This is a genomic window from Tannerella forsythia (assembly GCF_003860135.1).
Lineage (GTDB): Bacteria > Bacteroidota > Bacteroidia > Bacteroidales > Tannerellaceae > Tannerella > Tannerella forsythia_A.
On the sequence record NZ_RQYN01000183.1, the window covers coordinates 1 to 319 of the forward strand.

The following is a 319-nucleotide window of genomic DNA, read 5'->3' on the forward strand; positions in this document are numbered from 1 at the left end:
GAGTGTGTGACGCTGCGGATCGAACGTTTCGTTCGGATTGAGGAATACGCCCCGGATCATGGGCATGGCCGTGAAATAGCCGGTGTTGACGGCGAATCCGTCGCACAGTCGGTAGGCCATCTCCTTGAGGAAGAGTTCTACGGCGTGACTCATGGCTGCTTCGCCGATGTCTGCTCCGCCGCGCGTGGCGGCCGAGTGGCAGATGTCGGCCACGGAAAGACTTCGTTCGGAGCTGACGCGGGCTGTGAAATCGTTCGGGTCGGGCGTCAGCAGGTTGTCGTAGAGATACGCTTTGATGGTGTGCCTTGTTTTACTCATC

Annotated in this window: 1 protein-coding gene; it reads right to left on the reverse strand. The window is 58.9% G+C overall.

The window, feature by feature from the left end; translation table 11 throughout:
- Positions 1–319: DNA-binding domain-containing protein (locus tag EII41_RS13875; RefSeq protein ID WP_317615880.1), on the reverse strand; the 319-nt coding region annotated here is incomplete at both ends.